This is a genomic window from Undibacterium sp. FT79W, assembly GCF_014284215.1.
GTDB classification, from domain to species: domain Bacteria; phylum Pseudomonadota; class Gammaproteobacteria; order Burkholderiales; family Burkholderiaceae_D; genus Undibacterium; species Undibacterium aquatile.
On sequence record NZ_JACOGB010000001.1, the window covers coordinates 493,567 to 515,282 of the forward strand.

Annotated in this window: 15 protein-coding genes; 9 read left to right on the top strand and 6 right to left on the bottom strand. The window is 51.4% G+C overall.

Annotated features, from left to right (window positions below; translation table 11 throughout):
- Positions 1–11: 11 nt before the first annotated feature.
- The 3 genes from H8K38_RS02155 to H8K38_RS02165 are packed head-to-tail and all read left to right on the top strand — an operon-like array spanning position 12 to position 2,855.
- Complete coding sequence (locus tag H8K38_RS02155) at positions 12–746, top strand: GntR family transcriptional regulator (RefSeq protein ID WP_186883125.1); 735 nt, start codon at positions 12–14, stop codon at positions 744–746.
- A complete protein-coding gene (nagA, locus tag H8K38_RS02160; protein ID WP_186883126.1) occupies positions 743–1,852 on the top strand; it encodes an N-acetylglucosamine-6-phosphate deacetylase in 1,110 nt (369 codons plus the stop codon). The genes H8K38_RS02155 and nagA overlap by 4 nt, the downstream gene beginning before the upstream one ends.
- The gene (locus H8K38_RS02165; protein ID WP_186883352.1) at positions 1,845–2,855 is read left to right on the top strand and encodes an SIS domain-containing protein; all 1,011 of its coding nucleotides are present in this window, start codon (positions 1,845–1,847) and stop codon (positions 2,853–2,855) included. Before nagA ends, H8K38_RS02165 begins: the two co-directional genes overlap by 8 nt.
- 117 nt (positions 2,856–2,972) lie before the next feature.
- On the opposite strand, the gene H8K38_RS02170 is transcribed toward H8K38_RS02165, so the two are convergent.
- Positions 2,973–3,131: a hypothetical protein gene (locus H8K38_RS02170; protein ID WP_186883127.1), complete on the bottom strand. Its 159-nt coding sequence runs from the start codon at positions 3,129–3,131 to the stop codon at positions 2,973–2,975.
- Between the two features lie 85 nt (positions 3,132–3,216).
- Here H8K38_RS02170 and nagZ point away from each other — a divergent pair, with 85 nt between their 5' ends.
- The 4 genes from nagZ to H8K38_RS02190 all read left to right on the top strand — a co-directional run bounded on the left by nagZ (position 3,217) and on the right by H8K38_RS02190 (position 8,646).
- Complete coding sequence (nagZ, locus tag H8K38_RS02175; RefSeq protein WP_186883353.1) at positions 3,217–4,674, top strand: beta-N-acetylhexosaminidase; 1,458 nt, start codon at positions 3,217–3,219, stop codon at positions 4,672–4,674.
- Positions 4,675–5,137: 463 nt separating this feature from the next.
- On the top strand, positions 5,138–7,555 hold the full coding sequence (locus tag H8K38_RS02180; protein WP_186883128.1) for a PAS domain S-box protein: 2,418 nt from the start codon (positions 5,138–5,140) through the stop codon (positions 7,553–7,555).
- Positions 7,556–7,769: 214 nt separating this feature from the next.
- Complete coding sequence (locus tag H8K38_RS02185; protein WP_186883129.1) at positions 7,770–8,264, top strand: glutaredoxin family protein; 495 nt, start codon at positions 7,770–7,772, stop codon at positions 8,262–8,264.
- A 226-nt stretch (positions 8,265–8,490) separates the two neighbouring features.
- Positions 8,491–8,646 (top strand): DUF3096 domain-containing protein, encoded by a 156-nt coding sequence (locus tag H8K38_RS02190; RefSeq protein ID WP_186883130.1) that lies wholly within the window; start codon positions 8,491–8,493, stop codon positions 8,644–8,646.
- Between the two features lie 78 nt (positions 8,647–8,724).
- Here the strand turns inward: H8K38_RS02190 and H8K38_RS02195 are convergent, their stop codons facing one another.
- The 3 genes from H8K38_RS02195 to H8K38_RS02205 form a co-directional block, all read right to left on the bottom strand.
- On the bottom strand, positions 8,725–10,887 hold the full coding sequence (locus H8K38_RS02195; protein ID WP_255422791.1) for a metallophosphoesterase: 2,163 nt from the start codon (positions 10,885–10,887) through the stop codon (positions 8,725–8,727).
- 265 nt (positions 10,888–11,152) lie between these two features.
- Positions 11,153–13,087: a phytase gene (locus H8K38_RS02200; protein WP_186883131.1), complete on the bottom strand. Its 1,935-nt coding sequence runs from the start codon at positions 13,085–13,087 to the stop codon at positions 11,153–11,155.
- A 155-nt stretch (positions 13,088–13,242) separates the two neighbouring features.
- Positions 13,243–15,801 (bottom strand): TonB-dependent receptor, encoded by a 2,559-nt coding sequence (locus H8K38_RS02205; RefSeq protein ID WP_186883132.1) that lies wholly within the window; start codon positions 15,799–15,801, stop codon positions 13,243–13,245.
- A gap of 345 nt (positions 15,802–16,146) precedes the next feature.
- Here H8K38_RS02205 and H8K38_RS02210 point away from each other — a divergent pair, with 345 nt between their 5' ends.
- Together H8K38_RS02210 and H8K38_RS02215 are read left to right on the top strand one after the other, a co-directional pair.
- Complete coding sequence (locus tag H8K38_RS02210; RefSeq protein WP_186883133.1) at positions 16,147–17,061, top strand: diguanylate cyclase domain-containing protein; 915 nt, start codon at positions 16,147–16,149, stop codon at positions 17,059–17,061.
- On the top strand, positions 17,058–18,095 hold the full coding sequence (locus H8K38_RS02215; protein ID WP_186883134.1) for an AraC family transcriptional regulator: 1,038 nt from the start codon (positions 17,058–17,060) through the stop codon (positions 18,093–18,095). Before H8K38_RS02210 ends, H8K38_RS02215 begins: the two co-directional genes overlap by 4 nt.
- Before the next feature lie 23 nt (positions 18,096–18,118).
- Here H8K38_RS02215 and H8K38_RS02220 read toward each other — a convergent pair whose 3' ends face one another.
- Both H8K38_RS02220 and H8K38_RS02225 read right to left on the bottom strand, forming a co-directional pair.
- A complete protein-coding gene (locus tag H8K38_RS02220) occupies positions 18,119–18,430 on the bottom strand; it encodes a hypothetical protein (RefSeq protein ID WP_186883135.1) in 312 nt (103 codons plus the stop codon).
- Between the two features lie 289 nt (positions 18,431–18,719).
- Complete coding sequence (locus tag H8K38_RS02225; RefSeq protein ID WP_186883136.1) at positions 18,720–21,410, bottom strand: S9 family peptidase; 2,691 nt, start codon at positions 21,408–21,410, stop codon at positions 18,720–18,722.
- Positions 21,411–21,716: the final 306 nt, after the last annotated feature.

Here is a 21,716-nt window from a genome sequence, read left to right on the forward strand (position 1 = left end):
ATCGAGGCGAGATGCTGTCTTCCCTGCGCGATTTCAAACCTGATAGCGACAATGCCACGCCCTTGTATCTGCAACTGGCGAACAAGCTGGCACAAGGCATACAAAGCGGGCGCTGGCAGCCGGATGAGGCCTTGCCATCCGAACGCCTGCTGGCAGAGACGCTGGAAATTTCGCGTGTCACCGCACGCAAGGCGCTGGCGATGTTATGCGAGCGCGGCTTGCTGAGCCGCAGGCATGGGTCCGGCACCTACATCACCCCGAAACTGGAACAACCTTTATCCCGCCTCACCAGCTTCAGCGAAGAATTACGCCAGCGTGGTTTTGTGCCCGGTTCGCGCTGGATACAACGTGACAGCGGCATCGCTTCACCGGAAGAAATTTTATCGCTGGGTTTGTCGCCGAATACCGCGGTCTCGCGTCTTAAACGCTTACGCACAGCAGACAATGTGGTCATGGCGATAGAAACCACCACCATCCCGGCGGCGTATATGCCGCAGCCGCAACTGGTGACGGACAGTTTATACGGCTACCTCGATACCCATCATTGCGCTCCGACACGCGCCTTGCAGCATATCCGCGCCATCAATGCGACCGCGGAACAGGCACACCTCGCGGATATCAAACCCGGCGCTGCGATGTTGTTCATCACCCGCATCGGTTATCTGCAAGATGGCACCGCAATCGAACTCACGCATTCGTATTGCCGCAGTGATTATTACGATTTTGTCGCGGAGTTATTCAGATGAGCGAGCAGCAATTACACGGACAGATACTCACGCCGGATGGCTGGGTACACGGCACGATAGCTTTCAGCGAAAAAATTCAGCGTATCCAGAGCGCACCGCCGCCGCGCGATACCGTCCATTACATCCTGCCCGGATTCATTGATCTGCACGTGCATGGTGCCGGTGGCAAAGATACGATGGAAGCGGGGAATGCAGTCGAAACCATCGCCCGCCTGCATGCGCAACACGGCACTACCAGTTTGCTGGCGACCACTATGACTGCACCGCTGAGCGATATTGAAGCGGCACTCAGCGCGATACAACCGCTGATACAGCAGCGCCCCGCAGGCACCGCGCGCGTGCTGGGCGTGCATCTGGAAGGGCCGTATATCAATCCGGGAAAACTCGGTGCCCAGCCTGCCTTTGCGGGCATAGGCTCGCTCGCGCAGGTGCAGGCACTCGATGCGATTGCGGCCATTAAATTGATTACGCTGGCACCTGAAATGGAGGGCCATCTGGCGCTGGTGCGCGAGTTAACGGCGCTGGGCATACGGGTGCAGCTTGGTCACAGCACCGGCAGTTATGAAGAAGGTGTCGCCGCGCTGGAGAATGGCGCCAGCGGCTTCACGCATTTGTACAACGCCATGTCACGGCTTGATCACCGCGCGCCCGGCATGGTCGGCGCAGCGCTGGCGCATGCGCAGTATTCAGAAATTATTCCCGACCTGCTGCATGTGCATCCGGGCGCGATTAAAGCTGCATTAAGAGCGATACCGTATTTGTATTGCGTGACTGATTCAACCGCCGCCACCGGCATGCCTGATGGCGAATACATGCTGGGGCGGCAACGTGTGCATAAATGTCTGGGCGGCGTGCGTCTGGCCGATGGTTCGCTGGCGGGTAGTGCGCTGACGATGGATCAGGCGCTGCGCAATCTGGTCAGCATAGGCCTGACGCTGGATGACGCTGCGCGCCGGGTATCCACCTATGCCGCTGATTATCTCGGGCTGCCTGAACGTGGTCGCTTAGCGCCGGGCGCATTTGCCGATATCGTCGTACTTGATCAGGACTTGCAACTGCTGGCCGTTTATACCGAAGGAGAAAAGATTGAATTCGCAAATGCTTAAAGAAGCCTGTGCTTCCGCAGAACAGGTTGCCATACAACTGACGCACGATGGCGATCGTTATGCGCAACTGGGGGCGCATTTGCGGGCGCAGCCACCGTCGTCGGTGCTGACGATTGCGCGCGGCAGTTCTGATCATGCCAGCAATTACGCGGCGTATCTGATCATGGCGCGTCTGGGTCGTATCGTCGCATCGTTGCCGCTGTCACTGGTGACCTTGAATCATGCGCCTTTGCAGGTCAACGATGCGCTGGCGATTGCGATTTCACAATCGGGACAAAGCCCGGATGTGGTTGAGCCCATGCGCTATTTCCGTGATGCCGGTGCGACCACGGTGGCGCTGGTGAATGATGCCAGCTCGCCGTTAGCCGCTGCGGCCGAATGGACGATGCCTTTGCACGCAGGGCCGGAACGCAGCGTGGCCGCCACCAAAAGTTTCATCACGTCGTTGGTGGCGGCAGCCCGTCTGGTCGCGCATTGGCAGAACGATGCCGTATTGCTGAACGCGATAGAACAATTACCCGCCGCGCTTGATGCTGCTAGCAAAACAGACTGGTCGGCGGCATTGGATGTGCTGGTACCGACGCAGCGCATGATGGTGGTTGGTCGTGGCATCAGTTTTTCAGTGGCGCTTGAAGCCGCGTTGAAATTCAAGGAAACTTCGGCCATACAGGCAGAAGCGTTTAGCGGTGCAGAAATCAAACATGGCCCGATGGCCTTGATTGATGAAGGTTATCCGTTGCTGATATTGGCGACCCGTGGCCCGGCACAGGAAAGTCTGATCCGGCTTGCAGAAGACATGCGCGGCCGCGGCGCCGATGTGTTGCTGGCCGCGCCAGATAATGTAGGTGAACGCAATCTGACTCTGCCCGTGGCAGCGACGCCGGATCTTGATCCCATCGTTGCCATTCAGGCGTTTTATGTGATGGCGGCGCAACTGGCGGTCGCGCGTGGGCTGGACCCGGATCAGCCGCGCCATTTGAGTAAAGTGACCAGAACCAGTTAACTCACCGAAATCATCGGATTAGAGCCGTATATATACTCCCCCCCAGTATGTTTTAAGCCCCTTATTCTATGCTGACAATAGGGGTGTTTTGTATAAAAACAGGGGGAGTATCCATATTCAGACGCATGTGCCGGGTCGGAACAAGACCGGCAACATCAGCAACATCAGCAACATCAGCAACATCAGCAACATCAGCAACATCAGCAACATCAGCAACATCAGCAACATCAGCAACATCAGTGACACCAGCCACCAGATACCTATGACAAATACCAATCCTGCCCTGCCTGTTGATCAGCAACATCCTCATACCGCGCCACTGAGTCTGGACCAAGCAATGCGTCTGGCCGGGCAACTGGTGATGGTGCGCATTACCGTTACCAATATGGATGAGAATCTGGCGCAGTTTTTACGCGAGCATCATATCCGCGCGGTTTGCCTGTTCCGCAACAACATGCGCGATGCAGCGCAACTCAAAAAGCTGACATCCGATCTGCGCGCCGTGATGGGGCCGGAAGCGCTGATCGCACTCGATCAGGAAGGCGGTGCGGTGGTGCGGCCAACCTGGGTGCCACAACCACCGTCCGCCATGGTGCTGGGCGCCAGCGACGATGCTGATCTGTGTTATCGGGTCGGTGCGGCGGTTGCCCGTGGCATCAAGGCGCTAGGCTTCAACTGGAATTTCGCGCCGGTGCTGGACTTGAATAATAACGTCGATAATCCTGTGATTGCCGAACGCTCATTCGGCGCCGACCCGCAGCGCGCCAGCACGCTGGCGCTGGCGTGGATGGATGGCAGCCTGTCCGAAGGCGTGGCGTGTTGCGTCAAACATTTTCCCGGACATGGCGACACCAATGTCGATTCCCACCGCGCGCTGCCGACCGTCCATAAATCGTTGGCGCAACTACAGGCAATGGAGTTCGCGCCATTCCAGATCGCCGTCCGCAGCAATGCGCCGGCGATGATGACGGCACACATCGTTTATCCCGCGCTGGATGCGGAAAATCCGGCGACCATGTCGCCGACGATACTGACGAATTTATTGCGCGAGCAGTGGCAGTATCGCGGCGTCGTGATTACCGATGGCATGGATATGCAGGCGATTGCAGCGCGCTACGGCGTTGGCAATGCGGCGGTGAAAGCATTGCTGGCCGGTGCCGATATGGTGATGGCGATCGGCAGCCGCGAGGCACAAACCGAAACGCTGGCGGCACTCGCTGAAGTCATTTTGTCGGGACAGATTTCTTGCCAGGCAGTACAGCAGAAACTGCAACGCATACGGCAACTGACCGACGCTTATCCGTGTATCGACACTGATTATCTGACCGAGGCTGCCGATCGCTTGTTGATGGCACATGCGTGGCAACGTGGCCTGACCAGCGCCGGTGATCCGCAGCCGCCTGCCAAAGGCAGTCGGGTGCGTCTGGTGATTCGTGCCGATGCGGTCAGCGACGGCGTTTCTGAATCAGGTATCCGTGCCGACAAAGTGGCGACCATGCTGGCCGGTTTATATGATGTCGAGACCGTGACTTTCAGCGACGCAGCGCACTTTGACTGGCACAGTCTGCCGCAGGATGATCGCTTCGTCATCCTCGCTTCTACCGTACGCATACGCTATGGCGAAGCAGCGCGCAAGTCGTGGAAGCCGGATCTGCATCTGGTGCTATGGAATCCATTTCACATGCTCGATATTCAGGCGCCGGCGCTGATCACTTACGGTTTCGCCCTCCCTGCAATCGAAGCCGTGCATGCGTGGCTGGCTGGTGACGTCAGTGCGCAAGGACGCATTCCTGTGGATATTGCTGGCAAGCGACACTGAACATCGACTTAGTTCAGATCGGAGTAAGCATTGTGGAATATCAATGCAAAAAGCCGGTATTCCGCAAATCATTTAGTCTGAATATTCGACCTGAAATTCACCGTATGCTGACGCTAAACTTACGGATAACAGGTGGTTTGTTGCATCAGGAACACCGCATGTGAACGAATGTCATTTTTCATCTGCGCTGATCGGCAAAAGCGAACTGGTATCGGATAATATGCAGTAATACCTGCAAATAAATGTGCTGTTCGCTTCCTGACGAATTGACCTCTGACTCAGATCAGAGGGGGCTGGCATAGCGGGCAGACAAAGGAGACAAGGTCTTAATGATGTCGATGGAATTCCACACGCCGCTGATGCCGGTATCTAAATGCACGCCAGTCAGTCATGCTGTTTTTTTCGCGTTGTCGTTTTGCTTGCAGGCGGATGCGCCTGACACCCGTGTGGAGCAGGCGAGGTAATGTTGAAGCTGTCTTTGCGCTGGAAGCTGATTCTCGTCAGCGTGCTCGTCGAAGTTGTGATGCTGTCTATCCTTGTCGGAAACAGCTTGCGATTCAATGAAAGAAATTTATCGCAACTGACAGACATGCGGGCGCGGGAAATGTCGCATTTACTCAGCACTGCAATCGCACCATCGCTGGCGCAAAAAGATTATGGCGCCATCAGAGATATCTTCCGTACACATGAACATGGCGTCGATTATTTTTTGTTGTTCGGTCAGGAACATCAGCTGATACTGCATTCTGGCTGGACTAAATCCTTGCCCGCCACCAGCGATGCATTGCAATTGCCCGTTGCCAGCGACCGGCAGGATGTGCGCGTTCCCATCGTGTCTGGCGGCATCAATCATGGTGAACTGGTATTTGGTTTATCAACCCGGTTTGTCCAGGACGCACAAAAAAAATTATTTGAAGAATCCGTTCTGATCTCTTTTTTCGAAGTCGTACTCTCGACGATTTTCCTGTTTTTACTGGGGTTGTGGCTGACCCGCCATTTACGACAACTGGAAGCCGCTGCCAATGCTATTTCGGCCGGAGAGTTTGATACAAAAGTTCAGTACACGGGTCAGGATGAAATCGGTGTTGTCGGTCATGCGCTGAATGTAATGAGTGATCAACTGGCGAACGAAATTGCTGCACTCCGGCATAGCGAGCAGCAGCAGCGCGAAACGGCTAATCGCCTGCTGGCGGTGTTCGAAGCCGTGCCTGACTATATGACCTTGAGTCAGTTTGACACTGGCCGCATACTCTATGCGAATGCCGGATTTGAAAGACTCACAGGTCATAGCAAGCAAGATGCAATAGGAAAAACGTCACTGGAATTGGGTATCTGGTCAGATCCGGACCAGCGAAAAATCTGGACCAGTATGATCGCCGTGCAAGGAACGGTGAGTGATTTTCAGGGGAAAATGCAGACCAAGGACGGCCAATTCAAATCTGGATTGCTGTCTGCTGCTATCGTTGAGGTTGACGGTGCCAGACACATCGTTGCGATCTGTAAGGATATTACCGATCGTCTGGAGGCTGAAACTAAGGTGGAAGCCGCGCGACGCGATCTGCAGTCCGTACTCGATGCTGCCTCAGAAATTTCAATTATCGCGACGAATAAAGAAGGGCTGGTCACGATCTTTAATCGTGGTGCGGAAAAAATGCTGGGCTACCGTGCTTACGAAAGTGTCGGCCAGTTACATGCGGCAGATTTTCATGATGTCGATGAATTGGAACAGCGCGGCCGTGAATTATCACAAAAATTCGGGCGTGAAATTTCCGGTATCGATATTTTTTCAACCATTGCCACTATGTATGGCATGGAGACACGCAACTGGATTTACATTACCAAGTACGGTAAAAAAATTCATGTATCTCTGAGCGTGACGGCGCTGACCAATACCGATCAGGAAATTACCGGTTACCTTGGTATTGCCCGCGACATCACGCCGCAGATTGAAGCGCGCGCAGCCTTGAATCAGTTGAACAGTGAGCTCGAATCACGGGTACAACAACGAACCGCAGAGCTGGAATTGGCGAATCATGAACTCGCTTCGACGATGGGACATTTGCAAATGGCGCAAACCGAGTTATTGCGCTCGGAAAAATTGCGCGCGCTTGGCGATGTCGTCGCTGTTGTCGCGCACGAACTCAATACACCTATCGGTAATTGCCTGACGGTTGCCAGCACGCTGATGGAAAAGTCCCGCGAGATTAGCAGCGCTTTTGATGATGGCAGCTTAAAGCGTTCATTACTCGCAGCATACTTGCAGGACACTGAGCAAGGCATGGGGATACTGTTACGCGGACTTAACCGTTCGAGCGAACTGGTGATTAATTTCAAGCAAGTGGCTGCGGATCAGGTATCTGATCAACGCCGTCCTTTTGATTTACGGGCAGTGGTTCACGATGTCACCAGTTTATTGCAACCGATGCTGCGTAAGACACCGTTCGTACTCCATGTCGACATTCCGGAAAAACTGAAGATGGACAGTTTTCCCGGTGCGCTCGAACAGATTGTCACGAATCTGATTAATAACGCAGTCACACACGCTTTTGAGGGACGATCATCTGGCACGATGACTATTCATGCCGAACTGATCGGGCCGGATAAGGTAAAAATTATTTTTGCTGACGATGGTATAGGCATAGAAACGGCGCATATGTCGCGTGTTTTTGATCCTTTTTATACGACAAAAATGGGGCGTGGCGGCACGGGCCTTGGCTTAAATATCGTTCACAATATCGTCATAAAAATGTTGGGTGGAAAACTGGAAGTCGAGAGCATCGTTGGCACAGGCACACGTTTCATCATTTATCTGCCACTCACCGCACCCCATACGGATACAGTACCGGGTGATACGAACAATGCTTTGTTTACGGCGCGCTAGTACAAACCGGCGGCGTCATCTGCACATGTAGCAAATGCCGCACATGCCGAAAAGCCAGCATGTTCTGTCGAATCAGTAGTTCACTTTTTTTGACGTAGTCCCTCCATGTGTGTTTCACTGAGCGGCGTTCTGTTTTCAGCGCACGCATAAAGTGACACTGACCAGAAATTAGCTCGCGTTATTCATCTGAAGTCCATCTGAAGGAGAAATAATTTTGCGTACACTGATCCCCTTATGTATCGTCGGTTTGCTTTGTTGTTCTTTGAATGGCGCTCTGGCTGGCACGATATACAAATCGGTGACACCTGACGGGCGAGTTGTATTCAGTGACCAGCAGCCGAGAGAAGGGAGGCTGGAGAAAGTGATGCAATTTAAGGATCAGCCTGCCAGTGATATTCCTGCATCGACACTATCTGAGATTGAACGCCTGAAAAAAGCAGGAACAAATCCTGCGACAGATTCTGCTCTCGCGAGTAAAGACTTGATTCTGTATTCGGCCTCCTGGTGTGGATATTGTAAAAAAGCGAAGTCCTATCTGACAGGAAAAGGTATTTCTTATCGGGAAGTGGATATCGACACAAACTATGGCAAGGTCGCATTTGCAGAGGTTCGTGGTGGTCGGGGCGTGCCGCTCATGTTGTCCGGCACTAAGCGTATGCAGGGCTTTTCGAAGGAAGGCTACGACGCATTCTTCGCAAACCGGGATTAGTCAGACGGCAGTGCAGACGCTCGTTGTGCTGTTTTTTTCACGACAATGAACAGAATGTCGCACCTGAGAAACGTTGTCTGTAAGCCGTTCTGATTTTCCTGTTTGGTCAACGCCAGGCACGTTACTATGCTCTCTCTGTGCCATCGCTCAGCAGGTCAGGTTTGAGCTGATTGCGCAGCATTTTAAGCGGCCTCTCATTACTATTTTTATTTTCGACAGATTATTCATGAATATCCATCTTTCTCTTATGCCCGTACTGGCGCTGGTTGCAGGTCTTTGTATTCTGGTTAAACCGAAATTAGTCAGCTTTATTGTCGCCTTGTACCTGATTGTTGTCGGCTTGGTCGGCATACTGGGTCTGGGGCGCTTTCATCTGTTCTGAAGAACATCATTCACACGAATACTAAATAAAAAAATCCCCGTTTGCCGCGAAGCAAACGGGGATACTGAATAGTCAGTCTTAGTTAAAGCTGGCCGAGCTGGTATTACTGTTTGTCAGTGTCTGGGTTTTGAAATTGACAGTGAAGTGATCACTTGGCTTACCTGATCCCAGGCCTTTGAGAATACTGAATACTTGCTTGAATTGATTTTGGAACGGCACGTTGACAGCATTCTGGTCTGATGGCTTACCACTTAACATGGTGATTGCCGTCGGATTAGCAGGGAAGGCATTTATCAAGACCTTGTACTGTTTGACTCGGTCTGTTCCCATATCACGCAAGGCCAGCTCACCTGCATACACGGTGCGGTGGAAGTCGCCATAAAATTCATACGCCGTGATTTTGGCAAAATCATCCAGTTTATAACCAGCCGCGGTTGCCAATGCGGCCGCTTTGGTCGTCGCCACCGCCCAGTCAGCAGTCAACTGGCTGGCGGATACAGGCGTGCCGCTGACACTGCCTTTCGCCATACAATTTGCTGTCAATGGCAGAACTCCCGGCACGTCTTTCAATTGGGCGAAGGTAACCTGAGTCTGCAACTGCGACAGAATCAACATCTGCTTTGCATCAAGCGTCGTCGCTGCTTCTTTCATTTCGCACGGCCAGTAATCATCCATGAAGCGCAGACGTGACAGCTCACCAAAATAGTAGCGCGTAAATTCGCCATAGGATTTTGTGTTGAGAATATCCTTGCTCCAGCGTTTGCTGATATCAGAAGCAAGGTTGCTGTTTTGCAGATAATCGTATTCGGTCTGGTAATACTTGAAGAGCTCGTTGTAGCGCGCCACATTGTTCAGGGACACTGTTTCAATATCCACTGTGTCCTGATCTTTGTATTTGACGACCTTGTACGACGCACCAAATACCGCTAAGGATGGCGACTGCACGTTGACGAAATAATTGCCGGCCGCATCTTTGTAATCATTGGTGCCATTGAAATGCATATGACCACCCATGTGCAACTGCATACCGGTGGCTGCCAGCGCCGTTGTTGTGGCTGCATCTGGCACGCGTGTGACCTGGAAGGCGCCAGATTTGAAGACGGCTTTCATGGCGTCGGTTTGGTTTGCGTAGAAATCCATGGTTGGATAATGCGAGAACGCAATCAGGCGTTTGCCTTGCGATTTGGCACGGGCGGTGACGGTTTTGATCCACGCCAGCAAATGCTTTTTATGCGTCAGTACTTTGTTCCAGCCCGCATTACCTGCGCCATCAAAGCCTTTGAATGCTTTGGCGTTGACCGGATCAAAAGCGCTGTTAGGAATATGCACATTCGCGTCTATCGACAATAACCAGACACCTTTAACTGGTTCCACCAGATAGCTGGAATCAATAATGCTGGTGCATCTGGTAAAGGCTTTACCGAGATTTTTTTCACCATCTGCTTTATAACTGCCGCCTTCGCCTTCAGCGCAAATTTCAAACTGGCGGTTTTTGACGTCAGCACTGGTGAGCGCTGCATCATAACTGTAGGCTGTGCTGCCATAGTTGGAAAACGGGGTTTCCCAATAGATGTCAGCCTTGTTCGGCATATAGCCAAATTCACCGAGTTGCGCGATCAATTTTTCGTAGCCCAGTTCCATTAACTGATTGGTACAGGCAACGCTGGCATCCTGAGATTTACAGCCGGAATAATTGACGGCATACACTTTTTGTTCTTTACCTTCCGCCGTCAGAAAATCGCTTTTGCCAGCTTCGTCATTATCAAACGGCTCGTTAGGATCGTGATTGCCGGGTGCGATGAAGAAGCGCATGCCTTTTGCCTGGTATTCCTTCAGTATCGCTGCGATGCCATCAATGTTGACTGGTTGCGCATCATCGGAATAGTCGCCGGATAAAGCGACAAGTCGTATACCACGGGCATACGCATCATCCAGCGCACCACGGAAGGCGAAATAGTTTTCGTTGAAAAGACGGGTCGAAGTCAATTGCGCATACATGGTACGGATAGTCGCAAACTTGCCGTCAGCGGTAGGGATGCCGGAAAACTTGGGATTTTTAAGATCGCCGTAGACATTTTCAAAATGCACGTCCGACATTACGGCCACGGCCGGTGTGTCCGCTTCAGCAGGTGCCGGTGCTGCGGCATCCTTGCTGTCACCGCAAGCGATCAGTGCCAACGGCAAACAGAATGAAAGCAAATGCTTTGCAGCTTTGCCTTCATTTAAAAAATGAAGAGCCATGATAATTCCTGTTAAATTTTTTGAGTGACGCATCAGGACGGATCAGATGTCAGAAGAAAAACTGAAAGCGGTCCGTAAGAAAGGAAAAAACAGAGTAATTTCAGTCATCCGATTGTAAAGTTGCTTAATGACAAGCCTGTGACTCCCCTCTTCAGCGTGGGGTGAATTGCAACAGTCAAAGAGGATGGCTGAGGTCAGATACTCCCGGGTGAGTGGATGGTTGTGGCGATCGTTGCGGAAATAATTGTTGAGATCGTTTCGATATTCAGTCTTCCAGATGCAAGCGGTCAGCGATTGATTCCCAGCGAACGTATTTGAAGTTCTGCGGCCCATCCGGCAAACGTTTGTAGCCGTCCTGCACGACCAGCATGCCTTTGGGAAAATGTGATCCGAGGTAGGCAGAACTGACTTCAATGCCATCAGTCTCCGAAGTGCCGTCGATACCAGCGCTCAGATTGGTACCGATACGTAATTTTCCTCGCAGTTGGTATGGCGGTTGCGCATTGAGCACCAGATAGCTGTTATCTCCCTGGCTTGATACCAGTAAATACGACGATTTTTTCCCCTGATACAGCGCCAGTCCCTCGACATCAGCAACCAGCTGCTTCCCGACCGGCATCACCAGATCTAATATCGCCGCTTGCTCCGCGTTGGCTGAGGTGACCCAGATGCCATGTTTTTCCTCGCCGATAAAAATACGTGCACGCTGATCGTCGACGACACAGCCTTCAGGTTGTGTCGCGAGTTTAAAACTCCGTACTAACTGACTGCTGAAATTTCCGTCGATGTATCTGATCCGGTATTGCTGATAACGTCCATCTTTGTCATTGACGAATGCTTCCAGTCCTCCGCTTTGCGGACGGTACAGACAAAACCCATATATTTTTTCCAGCGTGGTTGGCAGGCGTGCCGCTTCACGTACTTCGCCATCGTTTGCAATTGTGTACAACGCCAAGCTGTTGTCATCGCGTTGTGTTGCCAGCGCGAGATCGAAACGCTGCTGTTCATCGGTGCTTTCGAAGTGGATGTTCTGGCGTACATCAACATTGTTCAGGCGTCCGCTTTCCAGCAACTGCAATTGCTTTCCTTGCAGGTCATAGACCAGCAAACCTTGCTTTTTATTCGTGCCAAGAATACGTGACTGCGCCGGGTCTGAGGGGTGTACCCAAATCGCCGGATCATCAGCCGCGTCGCCGTAGCGGGCGACAACCTCAGTTTGTGCATCTGCTGCAATAATGATGCTGTTATCGGTTGCTGACGGGGTTTTATTCCAGAAAATGGCGTGCATCTGCCAAGCCTTGGTTGCACTGTTTTTTCTCAGCAAAAGAGGCAACTCAGATGATGTTGTCGTTGTAATTTTTTTCGTTGAGGTCGCCCGTGCCAGCTTGCTGAGATTGCTTTGTTGGAGCGGCTGGGATGCTAATTTTTCCCAATGCGTTCCTTGTTGATGGTAGCGATGCAGTTGCTGCGTTTGTTCGTCCACGATTGCGACGCCGCCCGCTAAGGCAACGATTGTCGGCGCACCTTCGGAGATTTGTACTGCGGTACGCTGTGTTTCAACAGGCCAGTGATGCAATAAATTTTCGGCATCCGCGCTGACTGCCCATACACCTGTTTCTGCGGTACTGACATACAGGGTATGTTGGGTGTCATCGCTGCGGCAATGACGAATATGTGGCGGCAACGCAAGCCTGCGTAGCAGTTGAAAGCTGCTGCCGTAGCGTATCCATTGTTCACTGATTCCTTCTTTACCGATCAAAAATACGTGATCCTGTTGTTGTGCATCACGATACAGGCAGCTACTTTCGAGGGAAAATGCCGGCGATGGCAGTGATGGCTGGGCGAGCAATTCGCCGGTATGTGTATCAACGATAAAAGGCAGGCTGCGTTGAGTCTCTGCTTCGAGCAACATCGCATAAGCGCCTTGTGGATGCGGGCGGGTATCGAGATGCTTTGCCCGCACGGGAAAGCGTGCCCGTTCCGCACCGTCGGCACTCATCAGGCGCAGGCTATTTTTATCCAGCATCAGCCAGCCGCCATCCGGCAATCTCACCAATTCCTGTGCCCGCTGAAGTGCTACCGGCACATCTTTCGCGTATGCATGGAGTGACGGAGCCGGCGGTGCAGCATTGCTCAACTGTGACAGTGTAAGTAAGCTCAAAGCCAGCAGCAGATGAGCTTGTAGAGAAATAGTACGCATAAATAAAATGAAAAAATAAAAAGGAATGCCGCGTTCACAGACTGCGTAAAAGCACGGAAAGGAGATGTCTGGCGAGTGCGCTGCGCGGACTTCTCCAGCGGGCACACCCGGAGGTCCCGCCACAGAAGCCTTCAGGCATGCTGTGTTGCTGAGCCTTAAAAGACGCTGGCTTTCAGGCTGACTTTATAGGTGCGTCCGTATTGTTCGTATTGCGCGTTGTATTGTGGCGACCCTTGATAAACATAGTATTTTTCATTGTTCAGATTGGTCGCTTCAAACACTAACTGGAAGCGTTTGTTTAACTGATATGACAAAGAAAAATCGAGCTGTTTTTGAGTTTCAACGATGCGATCCTGATCCGCCCGCAGAATATCGGAGCCGAGTTCCAGCAGATACGGTGACTTGTAATTCAACGCGAGGCGCGTACTGACGGCGCCATGTTCATAGCCCAGCATCAGATTCATCACGCGTTTCGACTGCCCTGGAAAACGTATGCTGCGTGCCAGCGTTTTACCGCTGGCAACATCGAAGCGAGTGATATTGGCGTCAGAATTGGTAAACGATGCATTTGCGCCTATCAGTACATATTTCCAGGGGGCGGGTAACATGCGCAGCGGTTGTGAATACGCGAGCTCTATTCCTTGAATGCTGGCCGTGTCACCGTTCGCGTATGAAGTTGCTGTCGTATAGTTTTTCCATTGTCCTGTGCCAGCGAGGTTGGTTGTATAAGTGAAATTTTTAATATCTTTATGAAACAGGTAAGCGGATACGACGCCGTCGTGCGCTAACTGACGCTCGATACCCAGATCAAGATTCGATGCTTTCAAGGCCGCCAGATCTGGATTGCCTATCGTTGCTTCTGTGTTGCTGGCGAGATTGATGCCGGGTGCCAGTTGGCTGAAATTCGCACGCACCACGGCACTTGTCCAGGCAGCGCGTACGCTGGTATGTTTGTCCAGATCATAGCGTGTATGCAGCGATGGTAACCAGTTGGTGTAGGAGCGCTCACGAGTAACAGACTGGATGGCGCTGCCGCTGACCTGGCTTCCTGCTGCGTTAAATTTAGTACGCTCAACTCGCGCGCCGGCAAGAATATTCCATTGACCAAAATCAAATGTATTCTGCAGATAGGCTGCATCGATATCTTCATTCAGCGTGAAGTCATTGATCGCGGACTCCAGCGCGAGTTTTGCATTCGCCCGGTTGAGTCCGGCAATACGGGCACGGATCAGAGCTGGGCTGATAGCTGCACCAATGTTCGTAAATGGATAATCCAGCGTGCCCTGAACAAAACTGCTGAGAGAAGTGGAACCGGTACCCCAATAATTTCCGCTGGTGGTTTTGCTGCTGTTATAAGTCCATTGATCGGTATCATTGGTCTTTTCGCGACGACTGACTTTCGCGCCGAATTTTAAGGTGGATTCCAGCTGATCGAATGTCAGTTTGCGACTCATATCCAGCTGTGCATGCTGCTCGGTATCCTTTGAGTAGCGCTGCTGTAATGTGATCGCATTTAATCCGTAGCTGGCTGGATCAGACAGGCTTGCAGGTGTAATCAGTTTCGGTAACTGGCTATCCGTAAATCCCACGCCGGCAAAGTTAGCTGTACCTCTGAACCGTGCATCATTAATTGATTCCGGCGTATCGTCGGTTGCACGGCTAGACGCTGCGGCGGCCTCCATTTTCCAGCCTGAGATGTGTTGCTCTGTACCTGCAACAAAAGAACTGATCTGTTGCGTATATTTACGTTGCCGCAGGCGGCGCTCTGCGCGCGCAGTCGAGGTGTTGCCTTCACTGATGCTGCTACCGCTGAAATTGCTGACAGTCAGACGGTCGCGTACCTCGTCATCGCTGAAATCACTGAGAAAACTGCGCAGATAATATTGCTGCTCTCTGGATGCGCGATAATCAAGATTAAGCGCATAAGCATGGCGTTCACGTTCCGGCAGATAATCGCGGAATTCAATGCCGCCGAGCCGGTTGTTATCCCATGCTCCGCCAGTTTCTACGTTGTCTGAGCCAAAACTGCGTTTCTCAGCGCTGATGCCGGCGGCAATGCCCAGTTTCCCGTCCAGAAAGCGATCAGCCCACAATGCGCCCGCGTTCGGGCTGGTTTTTCCGGTTACCTGATCGTAGCTTGCTCCGGTATTCACAGTCAGCGTTTTCCCCGGCATGTCGAATGCTGTCAGCGATTTGACTTCTACTGAACCGCCGAGTGAGTTGGCATCCTGATCGGGACGCAGGGTTTTAGTTACCTCCAGTGAGCGGATCAGACCCGATGGCAGCACATCCAGTGCGACAGCACGCCGGCTCGCTTCCGGCGAAGGCACCAGTGCACCATTGATCGTCACCGCATTTAAATCTGCACCGAGACCGCGCACAACCACATAGCGGCCTTCGCCCTGATCGCGCTGTACTGACACGCCCGGCAGGCGGGCAAGCGCTTCTGCTGCATTTTTATCCGGCAGACTGCCTATGTCGTCGCTGCTGATGACGCTGATGATGTTATTCGCTTTCTCTTGCGCCTCAATGGCTTTGCGCATGCTCACGCGTTGCCCGCTGATGACCACATCGCTGGCAGCAGCGAGGGCGATGTCGTTCGCTTGCGCTGTGCTGATCAGGCCAAGAACGCCGATGGTGAGTGCCGACAGGCGGAAGATTGCCTGTACGTCAGGATTGGAAAAGTATGCAGCAGGTCTTTGTCGGGTTTTCATTTTTTTGTCATTCATCAGTAAAAAGAATGAGCGGATTCTGGAGCCCGAATATGTCGTTTCGATGACAGGAATCAGACAGAAAGAGGCATAGTCCAGGAAACGATGCGACGACGAGGAAAAATGAGCTGAATTGACTTGCGTTGACGTTGTTAATCACTGTCATTGCCGCTGTAATCGGGGACGGCAAAGAGTGTAGAGATGAATTCGCTGTGTTTTTTGCGGTAATACGTGAGCTGTTTGCACCCCTGTTGTTTTTGCTGCAGCAATGCTGGTCATTGATTTTGATGTCATGAATTTGTCATGCAGGCCAGTTATTCTCGCGCCAGTTTTTATCCGGGGACTTGCATGCTGCACTTACATCGTAATCTGATTCTGGCGAGTATCGTCGCGCTGATCGCATTGAGTGGCTTGTACGCTTATGTCGGTGTACTCAAACCGTTCTATAAATGGCATTGGATGGATATTGTCGGTGAAGGCGGCACTGCCATCATGGCGGGTGTCTGGTTGCTGATGACGCTTAGCAGCCGGCCTAAAGGGCGGGTCACGCTGCTGTTGGCGCTTGGCCTCGCCTCTATCATGTCGGGTTCCTGGGCTGATTGTATGGATGAGTTTTTTGCGATCCCCAAGGAGGATGTCTGGGATAACTGGCTGGAAGACACCCTGACTTTAGGCGGTATGCTGATTTTGACGGCGGGTATGTATTACTGGCGCATAGAGCAATTCAGTCTGAATGAACATTTACAAAAGCGTGAACGTTTATTTCGAGAACACAAACCGTACGACAGAGTGACGCAACTCAGTGATGCGGATTATCTGCGCTTGCAAATCCGTCTGGAAAAAGAAAATCACCCCTCGGCGGTTTGTTCCGTCGTCTTATTGGACATTAATTCCTTTCATCAGATTAATCGTCACTTCGGCCAGCATGAGGGCGACCGCGTGCTGCAAGCGGTCAGTCACATGCTGCTGCTGAATTTAAGAAATGAAGATGTGCTGTGTCGTTATGCCGGTGATCGTTTTGCGATTGTCATGCCTGAAACGACCGTGGCAGATGCCGATGAGCTGGCAAAACATTTGTGCCACATGGTGCAGGGAATGCGTCATTTCGCAAAACGCGAGCTGGTGCGGCTTGGTTTGCGCTATACCTGCGCTGTATCAGACGGAGATGCAGACAGTCTGTTGCAGGAACTTAGCCGTGGAATTGACTGTCCCGGGACGACGCCTTCAGAACTGGCGACAGCTAACCACACCTGTGCAGCATGATTGCTTACCACCAAATAAGTGATGCGCGTATCGCTATGCGTCAGCATCCGGCGATGCTGATCGAATTTGCCCGTAACCGCGAAATTAGCGAAGCGAAGATATTGCTCGATACAGGCATCGATATCGCGGCAACCGAAGACGCACATAGGATGATCAGCCCGCAGCAATATTTACGCTTACTGATGAACGTGACTAAAGCCCTGGATGCCAACGACACCAGCTTTTTAATCGGTGAGCAGATGTTGCCGGGTCATATTGACGGTGTCAGTCATGCTTTATTACACGCCGGAAGTTTGCGTGAAGCACTCGAGATATTAATTGCATACGCAACGCAACTATCGCCCTTAATGTGCCCCAGACTCAAGCGTGGTAAAGGTTGGGTTGTCGTTTACTGGATGGACAGTTATGGAGCCCCGGCACAGCGTTCGGTATTAACGGAGATGCACATGGCCGCTTTGGTCGCTATGTGTCGCTGGCTGAGTGGGGAGCGCTTGCCATGGCGCTTTTGTTTTAACCGGAGGGCGCCGCGTTACATCGAACAATATGAAGTACATCTGGGATCGGAAATGAAATTCAATTGCCACTTTGATGCCATGCTGATTGAAGAAGACATGCTCGACCGACGATGGCCGCGCGGCAATCCGGTGGCGGTTAAGCTGGCGTTGCAAGCGAGTGTCGCAGAACAAAAACAGAATACGCCCAGTTTATTAAATGCACTGTACGACTATCTTTTAAAACACATACGCTGTGCACCGACGCTGGATCAGGCAGCACAGGAATTTTTCTGCAGCCCTGCGACGCTGAAACGCTATCTTGCAAAACACGGCACGCATTTTCAGGCGGAGTTAGACCAGGTGCGATCACATGCTGCTCTGCATTTGTTCTTAACGCAGCAAATTGACAATGAGGCGGTGGCACAGCATCTTGGCTTTCACGACGCGAATAATTTCCGTCGTTCGTTTAAGCGCTGGACCGGCCTGACACCCAGCTTAATCCGGGAAGGTATGCATGCCGATCTGGCGAAATGGATTTAAGTCGTTATGACGCCGCGTCGATTTTATTCATCCCGGCGCAGACGTTTGATGTAAATCCGTTGTTGCTGATAAGACTGAGATGTCTGCTGATCGTAAGTGTGATTTTGCTGCGGTGTTTTGAGCAGACCGAGAAATACTCTCAGTAAAACAAACAGCACAAATAAGCTCAGTACAAATGGAATCAGACTGATCGCGAGAGCAATCGCGATACAAATGACGAAAATACGCGGCAGCGGTGTACGCAACATCGCCAGCGCACATTTCGATGCGAACTGGCGGAATTCCTGCGTTACCTGGCGCAGGACAGAATACATATATTGTGAAAAGGCGTTCATAGTGACTTTCTTATAGCGTCTTGTTCGAGAGTAAAGTGTAAGCGATTATTGCGTGTATCAGTGTCGTTCACAACGGTAATAATTTCTCCAATTTGCCGTGACGATATTGATCGTAAAAGCTCATTGCAGATCAGTGTGCGCTGTGTCTGGTATGGCACATACGCTTGGTGCTTGCGAAAATGCAGTATGCGTTGCTCAATAAAAACTCCCGCATTGCGCGGGAGTACAGAGAAAACAGAGTGACGATGCGTGTAAATGCCTCATTCAACGTCACTCAGATTTATCTGTTTTATTTATTTCCTGAGCCTAAATGTTGCAAGAAAAAGGCTTCGTATTTTTTATGCCAGGCTTTGGCTTTGATCGCACCGCCCAGCGCATGTTCTCCATCCGGGTCGAGGAAAAGATCGACCAACGTTTCTTTCCCATTTTCCAGCAGTGCGCGATAGACGTTCACCGTGTCCTGATACAGCACGTTAGGATCTTGCATACCGTGTACCAGCAGCAGTGGCTTTTTCAACCCCGCTGTCAGCGGCAATAAAGAATACTTGCGCAGATTAGGCTTGCTGCGCTCAGTCTTGCCTATGGTGCGACCGCTGTACCAGCTGTTGTAGTTTTCCCATTCGGTTGGGCCTGCACCTGCAATCCCTGCAGCGAAGGTGTCTGGACTGGTGTACATCGTGTATTGGGTCTGGAAACCGCCGAAACTCCATCCTGTCAGGCCGATACGATGGCCATCAACACCCAAGTTTTTTTGCATGTATTGCGCCAGATCTTCGAGGTCTTCGGTTTGCGGTTTGCCAGCCTGTTCCCAGTTTGCATCGCTGAATTTGCGACCGTAATTGGAATGTCCGCGCGGATCAACGGCAACCGTCACGTAACCATTTTTTGCCGACATATACATGCCAAACATATAGGCAGTCTGCTGGAAGCTGTCGGTTTCAATGATGTGTCTGTCATTCAACGGGCCGCCGTAGGTGTACACGATGGCCGGACGCAGATCGCTGGTTTTCCAGTTCGCTGGCTTGAAAACATACGCCTGTATCTGGTCGCCGTGGCGGTTTTTGAAACTGAAACGTTCCGGTTGTTGTACATCAATCGCTTGCCACTGAGGATCGTGACTTTGCGTGAGGGGTGTGATTTTGCTGGTCTTCACGTCGATCAGTTTTAATTCCGGACGGTTTGACCACTGGCCTGCAACGCTGGCAAGTTTGTCGCCGGTATCGGCAACATCGCTGGCACGATGGAAGTCGCCGGGCTGTCCCAGTGCTTTCATTTCACCACTGGCGATATCGACTTTGTATGCATTCATCGACGCGAAGTCGTCTTTATTTGCCAGCACGAACATCGATTTACTGTCGGGTGTAAAACCGATAATCTGATGTGCTTCAAAATCACCTTTCAGAATGGCTTTAGCGCTGCCGCTGCCATTGCTGTTATCGGTACTGATGATGTAGGGCTGGCGATATCCCTGCTCGTCAAGTACCGCGATCAACTGTTTTCCGTCAGGAGTAAATTTTGGCTCCAGCACATTCACGACTTCATGGCCGACATTGCCGCGACGCTCGAACACTAAGGCTGGCTTGACACCTTCTTCTGCTTTGCCTACATAAATGCGCAGCAGATTTTTTTCGCGTTCCCAAGTTGAAAATGTATAGCGGCTGCCATCTTTGGCCCAGTTGACTTTACTCATTTCAAACCAGACATCTCCACCATTGTTGGTGAATACCGGTTGTGGCTGACGAACTGATGTATCGGCAACGCGGCGAATGTATAAGGCCGTTGCCGGGATTTTACGTTTGTCATCTGACACTTCGCGCGGCACTTTTTTTGCTGTCGCAAAGCGCTCGTTGTAATTCATGATTTCAACCTGACGCTCAGAAGATGGTTTCACTTTACCGGTTTCTTCGTCGACATCGGGTGCCACTGCGGAGATCGCCATCCATTGTTTATCTTCGCTCAGCACCGTGTTGGCGATGCTATATTTTTTCTCTGCATCATCGGGATGGATCAGTTCGCGATTCAACTGACGAATCGCACTGTTGTCAAAGGCGGCACTGTAGAGACTCTTGCTATCCATATAGATATAGCCTTTGTCATCCGCACGATAAGCGACGATGCGTTCTGCTTTGTCGGTTTGCGTCAGCCTTTCTACCTTGCCGCTGGCTGCCTGCAGACGGAATAAATCGCCGCGATACTGGAATATCAGTTCATTCTTTTTATTTGCCCAGGCCAGATAATCGACACCGGGATAGAGGTCACTGGGTTTCAGTTTTTCTTTGGCGATTTTCTTTTTCAGTTCATCGCGTAATTCCCATAATTCTTTTTGTTTGTCGCTGTCTTTATCGGCTTTACTGTCTTTTTTTTCGTCCGCTTTCGCTACCGCAGTATCGGTCGTACCACTGGTTTTTGCTGCTGCTTTCTCGGCAGCTTTTTCTTTTGCGGATTCTGCATCAGCTTCGGCTTTCTTCTTTGCATCGCGGGCTTTTTTATCGGCTAGCTCACGCTTCACTTCTTCTAAGCCAGCTTCTTCCCATTGTTGCAGATTGACTTTTTCGCCACGCAGATAAGCCGCGTGGGCTTCTGCTTTTGCCTGACGCTCTGTTTCTTCTTTTTCTTTTTGCTTCGCTTTCTTCTCGAATCGATCCCACACTTCCGGTGCATCGAAAGTCTTCATCAGTGCTGGAGAAGTGATCCGGCGGGTTTCACCTGTTTGCGTATCGTGCACATACAAATCAGAGCCGATTTCATTAAACGGATTCCAGACGTAAGCAAGGTAGCGGCCATCGTGGCTGAAGCTGATCACTTTCGCAGACTGCCCGGCGTAGGGCTTGGCACGAAAAACCTGTTCCAATGTCAGCTCGGCAGGGGTGACTTTAGCAATGACATTGCTGGCTGGCGCTGCATGGGCGATTTGCTGCGGTAACAGCGCTGCGCCTGAGCATGCAAGGGCAATACTGAGGGGGATAAATTTCGGAAACATAGCACTTGCCTTCATTTTTTTTATAAATTGGAACGAAGAGAACAACTGATCAGTTGTTCTCCGACGCGAAAAATACAGGATGTATCTGCGTTTTCCATATGCAAAAAGAGACATCTATTTTGCAGACGAACTGCATAGACTTGCACCTGTGGACAGAGTTCCTGGCAGATATAACTATTTTTATCTGCTTCCTTTCATTTGGCTTGGGATGCGCGAAATTGCTGAGAATAAAAGTTATCAAAAGTTCTTGATGCTTGTTGTTTTAGTGTTATAGTTAACTACAACACTAATTCATGTCGAAGTGGA

What these genes read in the sequence shown, in the direction of transcription:
- H8K38_RS02155 (WP_186883125.1), top strand. Translation starts at nt 12, where the DNA reads ATGCTGTCTTCCCTGCGCGATTTCAAACCTGATAGCGACAATGCCACG.
- nagA (WP_186883126.1), top strand. Translation starts at nt 743, where the DNA reads ATGAGCGAGCAGCAATTACACGGACAGATACTCACGCCGGATGGCTGG.
- H8K38_RS02165 (WP_186883352.1), top strand. Translation starts at nt 1,845, where the DNA reads ATGCTTAAAGAAGCCTGTGCTTCCGCAGAACAGGTTGCCATACAACTG.
- nagZ (WP_186883353.1), top strand. Translation starts at nt 3,217, where the DNA reads ATGGTGCGCATTACCGTTACCAATATGGATGAGAATCTGGCGCAGTTT.
- H8K38_RS02180 (WP_186883128.1), top strand. Translation starts at nt 5,138, where the DNA reads ATGTTGAAGCTGTCTTTGCGCTGGAAGCTGATTCTCGTCAGCGTGCTC.
- H8K38_RS02190 (WP_186883130.1), top strand. Translation starts at nt 8,491, where the DNA reads ATGAATATCCATCTTTCTCTTATGCCCGTACTGGCGCTGGTTGCAGGT.
- H8K38_RS02195 (WP_255422791.1), bottom strand. Translation starts at nt 10,887, where the DNA reads ATGGCTCTTCATTTTTTAAATGAAGGCAAAGCTGCAAAGCATTTGCTT.
- H8K38_RS02200 (WP_186883131.1), bottom strand. Translation starts at nt 13,087, where the DNA reads ATGCGTACTATTTCTCTACAAGCTCATCTGCTGCTGGCTTTGAGCTTA.
- H8K38_RS02205 (WP_186883132.1), bottom strand. Translation starts at nt 15,801, where the DNA reads ATGAAAACCCGACAAAGACCTGCTGCATACTTTTCCAATCCTGACGTA.
- H8K38_RS02210 (WP_186883133.1), top strand. Translation starts at nt 16,147, where the DNA reads ATGCTGCACTTACATCGTAATCTGATTCTGGCGAGTATCGTCGCGCTG.
- H8K38_RS02215 (WP_186883134.1), top strand. Translation starts at nt 17,058, where the DNA reads ATGATTGCTTACCACCAAATAAGTGATGCGCGTATCGCTATGCGTCAG.
- H8K38_RS02220 (WP_186883135.1), bottom strand. Translation starts at nt 18,430, where the DNA reads ATGAACGCCTTTTCACAATATATGTATTCTGTCCTGCGCCAGGTAACG.
- H8K38_RS02225 (WP_186883136.1), bottom strand. Translation starts at nt 21,410, where the DNA reads ATGTTTCCGAAATTTATCCCCCTCAGTATTGCCCTTGCATGCTCAGGC.